General features: G+C 66.9%; 10 protein-coding genes. 5 read left to right on the top strand and 5 right to left on the bottom strand.

Features of this window, described 5'->3' with window-relative positions; translation table 11 throughout:
• A partial coding sequence (locus tag Q0A27_RS00740; RefSeq protein ID WP_291473174.1) for a hypothetical protein occupies window positions 1-245 on the bottom strand: 245 nt, incomplete at its 3' end.
• Window positions 246-364: 119 nt separating this feature from the next.
• Here Q0A27_RS00740 and Q0A27_RS00735 point away from each other — a divergent pair.
• Together Q0A27_RS00735 and Q0A27_RS00730 are read left to right on the top strand one after the other, a co-directional pair.
• A complete protein-coding gene (locus tag Q0A27_RS00735; RefSeq protein WP_291473173.1) occupies window positions 365-640 on the top strand; it encodes a hypothetical protein in 276 nt (91 codons plus the stop codon).
• 11 nt (window positions 641-651) lie between these two features.
• Window positions 652-1,083, top strand: coding sequence for a hypothetical protein (locus Q0A27_RS00730; RefSeq protein ID WP_291473172.1), 432 nt, complete (start codon window positions 652-654; stop codon window positions 1,081-1,083).
• Between the two features lie 36 nt (window positions 1,084-1,119).
• Here the strand turns inward: Q0A27_RS00730 and Q0A27_RS00725 are convergent, their stop codons facing one another.
• Window positions 1,120-2,385 (bottom strand): acyl-CoA desaturase, encoded by a 1,266-nt coding sequence (locus Q0A27_RS00725; protein WP_291473171.1) that lies wholly within the window; start codon window positions 2,383-2,385, stop codon window positions 1,120-1,122.
• A gap of 36 nt (window positions 2,386-2,421) precedes the next feature.
• Complete coding sequence (locus tag Q0A27_RS00720; protein WP_291473170.1) at window positions 2,422-3,576, bottom strand: iron-sulfur cluster-binding domain-containing protein; 1,155 nt, start codon at window positions 3,574-3,576, stop codon at window positions 2,422-2,424.
• 137 nt (window positions 3,577-3,713) lie between these two features.
• Between Q0A27_RS00720 and Q0A27_RS00715 the strand changes: the two genes are divergently transcribed.
• Window positions 3,714-4,400 carry a dTDP-4-dehydrorhamnose 3,5-epimerase family protein gene (locus Q0A27_RS00715; RefSeq protein WP_291473169.1) on the top strand — a complete coding sequence of 229 codons (687 nt, stop codon included), beginning with the start codon at window positions 3,714-3,716 and terminating at the stop codon, window positions 4,398-4,400.
• Complete coding sequence (gene rfbA, locus Q0A27_RS00710) at window positions 4,400-5,275, top strand: glucose-1-phosphate thymidylyltransferase RfbA (RefSeq protein ID WP_291473168.1); 876 nt, start codon at window positions 4,400-4,402, stop codon at window positions 5,273-5,275. The genes Q0A27_RS00715 and rfbA overlap by 1 nt, the downstream gene beginning before the upstream one ends.
• Before the next feature lie 159 nt (window positions 5,276-5,434).
• Here rfbA and Q0A27_RS00705 read toward each other — a convergent pair whose 3' ends face one another.
• Window positions 5,435-5,845 (bottom strand): hypothetical protein, encoded by a 411-nt coding sequence (locus Q0A27_RS00705; protein ID WP_291473167.1) that lies wholly within the window; start codon window positions 5,843-5,845, stop codon window positions 5,435-5,437.
• A 162-nt stretch (window positions 5,846-6,007) separates the two neighbouring features.
• On the opposite strand from Q0A27_RS00705, the gene Q0A27_RS00700 reads away from it, so the two are divergent.
• Complete coding sequence (locus tag Q0A27_RS00700) at window positions 6,008-6,334, top strand: DUF4229 domain-containing protein (RefSeq protein WP_291473176.1); 327 nt, start codon at window positions 6,008-6,010, stop codon at window positions 6,332-6,334.
• A gap of 7 nt (window positions 6,335-6,341) precedes the next feature.
• On the opposite strand, the gene Q0A27_RS00695 is transcribed toward Q0A27_RS00700, so the two are convergent.
• Window positions 6,342-6,467: a hypothetical protein gene (locus Q0A27_RS00695; protein ID WP_291473166.1), complete on the bottom strand. Its 126-nt coding sequence runs from the start codon at window positions 6,465-6,467 to the stop codon at window positions 6,342-6,344.
• Between the last annotated feature and the right edge of the window lie 4 nt (window positions 6,468-6,471).

The raw sequence follows: 6,471 nt of genomic DNA, 5'->3' as shown, positions 1-6,471 counted from the left end.
CTCTTCGACTGCCGGCTGAGCACCGCACCACGGTAGACCTTGCCGGTCTCCAGCTCACCGGCGTCTGCCGGCAGGAGGTCAGCCTCAGGGATGGCACAGGCCTCACTGCCGCCCATGAGGATGTAGTCGGCGCCCTTGCCGGCGTCGGCGTCCGCGGACTCCTCTGACTCCTCTGTCTCCTCTGACTCCGCTGACTCCGCTGACTCCGCTGACTCCGCTGACTCCGCTGACTCCACTGACTCCACGAACTCCTCCGCTGCCGGTGACGACGCCTCGTCGGATGACTCGTCGTCCGAGGGGTCCGGTTCCGGAGACGGCGAGCTCGCCGACACCCCGGAGAGCTACCAGTTCGTCACGGGCCGGCATGGGAGCCGTGGACGACGACGGCAACGGCGCCGACTACATCCTCATGGGTGGCAGTGAGGACTGTGACATCCCTGAGGCTGACCTCCTGCCGTCAGACGCCGGTGAGCTGGAGACCGGCAAGGTCTACCGTGGTGCGGTGCTCAGCCGGCAGTCGAAGAGCGAGGGGAATCACGCCGACCGGTCTGGGTTTCACCTTCGACGCCGCGTCGGCCGGGCTCGAGGATGTCGACGACATCCTCTGGAACTGACCGACAGCAACGGTTCGGTCGCGTAGGGTCGGGGTCCATGATGAGACTGAACCGGACCCTCACCCGAACTGCCCTCACCGCGTCCACCCTGGCACTCGCCGGGGTGGCTGTCGCATCTCTCGCCGCACCGGCGGCCTCTGCGGCCTCTGTGGCCCCGGCAGCACCGTTGTCGTCCGCCGCCCCTGCGTCGACCCCCGATCAGTTTCTCTACCCGCAGTCGGGTCACGTGTACGTCGACCCGACTATGGCACAGGCGCTGTCCGCTGTCCCGGTCGGTGCGACCGCCGGTTCTGCAGGAGACGCACTGGTCACCACGTCCGGACCGTCTACGACGGTGGCGGTCCTGAGTACCGTCCAGCACGTGATCGACGGCCCGGTCCGCCAGGCTGCCGGTATCGACGCCGGAGTGGACGTGAGCTGGCAGACGGGCCCCGGAGGGATGGTCTTCAACCAGACCGAGATCCGCTGAGGACGCCCTCAGCGTCCTTCCGGAAGGACCTCCCGACTACGCCAGGATCTTCGGCCGCGCCTTCTTCAGCAGCGCGAGCCCCTTGCGCAGTTGCCGGTGACCGGTCTGCGCCGCGATCTCCGGGTTCCCGGTGAACGCCGCGTCCGACCGGACCTCCGGCGCGTTCGAGGCGTCCGCCTGCAGCATCGAGTTCGGCAGTGACAGCTTGAGCAGTGTCTTCTGTACCTGCAGGAACTGCTTCGGGAAGCTGTCGGTGTTGTACGGCAGCCCGTACTCCTCGGCGATGGCCTGCACCTCCTCGGCGATCTCCTCCAGGTGGTTCGACGGCATGTCGGGGAAGAGGTGGTGCTCGATCTGGTAGTTGAGGTTGCCGGACATGATCGTCAGCACCTTGCCACCGTGGAAGTTCGCCGAGCCGAGCATCTGCCGCAGGTACCAGTCGCCGCGGGACTCCTCCTCCAGCGTCCGCTTGGTGAAGGTCTCCACGTCATCGGGGAAGTGGCCGCAGAAGATCACCGCGTAGGCCCACACATTGCGCATGAGGTTGGCCACGAGGGCAGCCTTTCCGGCGGCCTTGGCGCGCTTTCTCGCCGAGGCGCGGCGTCCTCCCTTCTTGCCGAGAAGGACGCCGACGCCGGCGGCGACGGCGGGGAAGGCGACGTAGTCCTTGCCCCACTGCTTGCCGACCTTGAGGACGGTCTCGATGAGCCGCGGCTTCGTCTCCTCCCAGGTCTGCTTCCTGGCGAAGTAGCGGCCGAGCTCGACATCGTAGAATCCCACGGCAACCTCGAAGAGGGACGCCAGGATGACATTCGTCAACGGCTGCGCCAGCGTGGACGGCTTCCATTTGCGGTCACGGGTGACACGCAGGATGCCGTAGCCGATGTCGTTGTCCATACCTACGATGTTCGTGTACGTGTGGTGCACCACGTTGTGGGAGTGCTTCCAGCCGGACGAGGGGCCGGTGTTGTCCCACTCCCATGTCGAGGAATGGATTTCAGGGTCGTTCATCCAGTCCCACTGGCCGTGCATGACGTTGTGGCCGATCTCGAGGTTCTCGAGGATCTTGGCCACACCGAGCACCGCGGCGGCGGGCATCGCGATCGCGGGGGACGCGACGGTGCCGGCCCGGGCGGCGAGGTCGAGACCACGCTGGGTGCGGATGAGACCCTTGATGTAGCCGGCGTCCTTCGCGCCGAGCGAGTCTCGGTGCTTCTTCTCGAGTGCGGTGAGGCGACGCCCGATCTCCTTCACGTCCTCGTCGGTGAGGTGGGCGTAGGCGGTGATGTCCTGGACAGCCATGTTTTTCTCCTTGGGCGGACTTGGTTGAGATCGGGCTCAGTTGACGGCGACTGCGAGGGTGCCGGAGGGGACGGAACAGCAGGTTCGGATCTGCTCGCCGGGGCCGTAGACCGCCCCGTCGCGCAGGTCGACGGCGGTGCCGTCGGTGACGGGGACGACGCAGGTGCGGCAGATACCCATCCGGCAGCCGTGGACCAGCGGGACGCCGGCGGCTTCCGCGGCGTCGAGGATGGTCGTTGTCCCGGTGGAGGATGCCGTGACTCCTGTACTGCCGAGGATGATCTCCCCGCCGAGGTCGGCGGGATCGACGGAGCCGGGCAGGTCGGTGGCGTGGAAGCTCTCGGTGCGGATGTCGGGGATGACGGTACGAAGGTCATCGAGCAGCGGTGTCGGTCCGCAGGCCAGGGTGACGCGCTCGGCGAGATCAGGGACCAGACCGGGGAGGTCTTCGGCTGTCAGACGTCCGTGGGAGGCGGAGTCGCGGTGGATCAGTGTGTAACCCGGCTGGGATTCCTCGAGGGCGGTCAACTCGTCGCCGAAGGGGGCGGCGGGCGCGGCGGCGCGCTCGGAGTGGACGTGCACGACGTCCGGGAAGGTGGCGCCTGCCGTGCCACCTGCCGTGCCACCGGTTCCGACCTCAGTTCCGGCTTCCTGGCCGAGCCAGCGCAGGATCGACATCACCGGGGTGACGCCTGCGCCGGCCGTGACGAAGAGGATCTTCTCCGGTACGGGGTCGGGCAGGTGGAAGTCGCCGCCGGGGGCGGAGAGCCGGATGATGCGTCCCGGGCGCAGCCGGTCGGCGATGCGGGTCGACACGGTGCCGTCGGGCACCGGCTTCACGGAGATGCTGAGACGTCGTTCGCTGCGGTGCAGGCGGTCACCGGAGAGCTCCGGGGCGTTGGTCAGTGAATAGCAGCGCCAGGTCCACCGGCCGTCGATCTGCAGGCCGAGGCCGATGAACTGGCCGGCCTGGAAGCGGGTGAAGGAACGTCCTGCACCGGGGCCGGGTTCGATGGTCACGGTGGTGAAGTCGTCATGGCGGTCCACGGTGGTGACGCGTCCCCGGATCTCCCGGCCGAACAGCGGGTTGAACAGCCCGGCGTAGTCGGTGGGCAGCAGTGGGGTGGTGAACGGCTCGGTGAGCTCAGCGAGGCGACCCAGGCGGGCGGCCAGTCGGTTGTTGATTCTCACAGGGGTCCTCCGTCGGTGATCGTCTCGGAGATTGGCATTGTATGCCATGGAAAATATCTATTCCAATATGTCTCTGAAACAGTAGAAGACCGGCGTGTCCGGGGGCGTGTCCGAGGGAGCGGCTAAGCTCTGTGGGCATGAGTGAGTTGATCCGCATTCCTGACGACTCCGGCATCGTCGATCTTCCCCTGCCCGGTGTCTGGGTGAATACCCCCCGGATCTTCCCGGACGACCGTGGCACCTTCCACGAATGGTTCCAGGCGGACGCCGTCGCCGAGAAGCTCGGCTACCCCCTCGACATCCCACAGGCGAACCTGTCGACGTCGACAGAAGGGGTCGTCCGTGGCATCCACTACGCCGACGTCCCGCCCGGACAGGCAAAGTACGTCACCTGCGTGGCCGGACGCATCCTCGACGTCATCGTCGATCTGCGCCGCGGTTCCACCACCTTCGGACGCCACATCGTCGTGGAGCTCTCCGCCGAGAACCGTCGTGGTCTGTACCTGCCCGTGGGCATGGGACACGGGTTCGTCGTCCCGGCGGGGGCCGGCACTGCGACGGTCAGCTACCTGGTCTCCGAGGGGTACAACCCGGAGGCGGAGCACGGGGTGAACCCGCTGGATCCGAAACTCGGCATCGACTGGTCGTTCGCCGGACTGGCTGAGTCTGATCTGGTCCTGTCCGACAAGGACCGGGACGCGCCGGGCTACCGTGAAGTCGAGGCGTCCCTCCCGTCCTACTCCGAGTGCCGCGGCTGGGAGCAGGAGCTCCGCCACGACTGGGAGGCCGCCACGGCGGAAGCCGAGGGCTGGGAGGGGGAGTGATGCGCGGCATCATCCTCGCCGGTGGAACCGGCTCACGGCTGCGCCCGATCACTCTCGGCGTGTCGAAGCAGCTCGTGCCGGTCTACGACAAGCCGATGGTCTACTACCCGCTGACCACCCTGATGCTCGCCGGGATCCGCGAGATCCTCGTCATCACCACGCCGGAGGACAATGACCAGTTCCGGCGGCTCCTCGGCGACGGCTCCCAGTTCGGGGTGTCCATCGAGTACGCGGTGCAGGAGAAGCCGAACGGGCTGGCCGAGGCCTTCATCCTCGGGGCGGACTTCATCGGCTCGGAGCCGGTGGCGCTGGTGCTCGGCGACAACATCTTCTACGGTGCGGGCCTGGGTACCCGGCTGCGCCGCTTCCATGAGGTCGACGGCGGCGCCATCTTCGCTTACTGGGTGCGCGATCCCTCGGCCTACGGCGTGGTGACCTTCTCTGCGGACGGCACGGCGACCTCGCTGGAAGAGAAGCCGGAGAAGCCGCAGTCGAACTACGCGGTGCCCGGGCTGTACTTCTACGCCCCGGATGTGGTCGACATCGCCCGGTCGCTGGAACCCTCTGAGCGCGGCGAACTGGAGATCACCGACATCAACCGCGCCTACCTGGAGCGCGGTGACCTGCAGGTGGAGATCCTCCCGCGCGGCACCGCCTGGCTGGACACCGGTACCGTCGACAACCTCATGGCCGCCGGCGACTTCGTCCGCACCATCGAGCAGCGCCAGGGCCTGAAGATCGGGTGTCCGGAAGAGGTCGCCTGGCGGATGGGCTTCATCGAGGACGCTGGCCTTGCCGCTGCAGCTGTCGCGCAAGGAAAGTCGGCCTACGCGTCCTACCTCTGTGAGCTCCTGGAGCGTGGCAAGGACCGGTAGAGGTCCTGTTCGACTGAAGTGTTCGGATCTTCTCGACTGACCACAACCGACCACAGCCCGGCACAGATTCCGCGAACTCGTCAGTTCACGGGATCTGTGCCGGGTTGTGGTGGTGAGTAACGGTGTGAGGGGCCAGGCCCCCGTGAGCAGGCTCCGGGATCAGGCGCCGGCCGAACCTGCTGACCCTGCCGCACCCGGCTCCTCGGGATCCTGGCGCTCCTGGCGGTCCTGACGGGAGGTGTCCGGTCGCTCGGCCCGGGCCTGCGTCTCGGCGTCCTGCGCACGTTTCTCCGCCTCGGCGGCACGCCGTTCGGCGTCCTTGGCCCGGGCCTCCGCACTGCGCAGGTTCTCCTCCGCGAGCCGGTCCTTCTCGCGCTGCTGCTTGAAGCGCTCCTTGCGGATCTCCCACATGAAGTCAGGGTCATCATCCGGCCCCTTGACCTGCTTCTTCGGGGTCTTTCCCGCAGAACGCTGACCGCCGTTGATGCGGTCGCCCGACCCGGGCCCGAAGGCACGCCACAGGACGATCACGGTGACGATCACGAGGATGAGGATGATGAGCCGGCCCACGGCGGGACCCTCCTTGCGTACTGGTCGCGTACAGGTCTGGAAGTACAGATGCGGTGTGACCCTCCATGGTACGGGATTGGGAGGGGACGCAGCGACGAACGTACAGTGGCAGTCGTGAACGACAGTGTGAACGACAGTGCGAGCGACAGCGTGAACGAGACCGTGGACGAGAACAATACCGCAGACCTGGCTCCCGGCAAGCTCGGCGGCAGGGGCTGGCGTGACATCTTCCTCTACGGACTGGCACGCCTGGTGCTGTTCATCGTGCTGACTGTCGTCATCCAGCTCATCGCCGTGCTGCTGGGCATGGGGCAGTCCTTCCCCCTGGCGATCAGTGCCCTGCTGGCGCTGATCATCGCCTTCCCGCTGTCGATGTTCGTCTTCAAGGACCTGCGCCTGCGGGTCAACGAGCACCTCGCGGTCCGGGATGCCGGACGTCGTGCGCACAAGGACCAGATGCGCGCCCAGCTCGAGGAGCGGCTGGACTGACACGTCTCTAGTGTCTGATCAGACCACCCACGGCGTCCTGCGCGGGGATGATTCTGGAATCTACCCCGAGAAGCCGGGTAACCGTGGCGATGTGCCCGGTCTCTTCCGCCACCTCGCGGACGACAGTGTCCATCGGG

Source organism: Corynebacterium sp. (assembly GCF_022712275.1).
Lineage (GTDB): Bacteria > Actinomycetota > Actinomycetes > Mycobacteriales > Mycobacteriaceae > Corynebacterium.
Note: the sequence above shows the minus strand (reverse complement) of the source record. Positions and strands in the feature narration are given on the sequence as shown.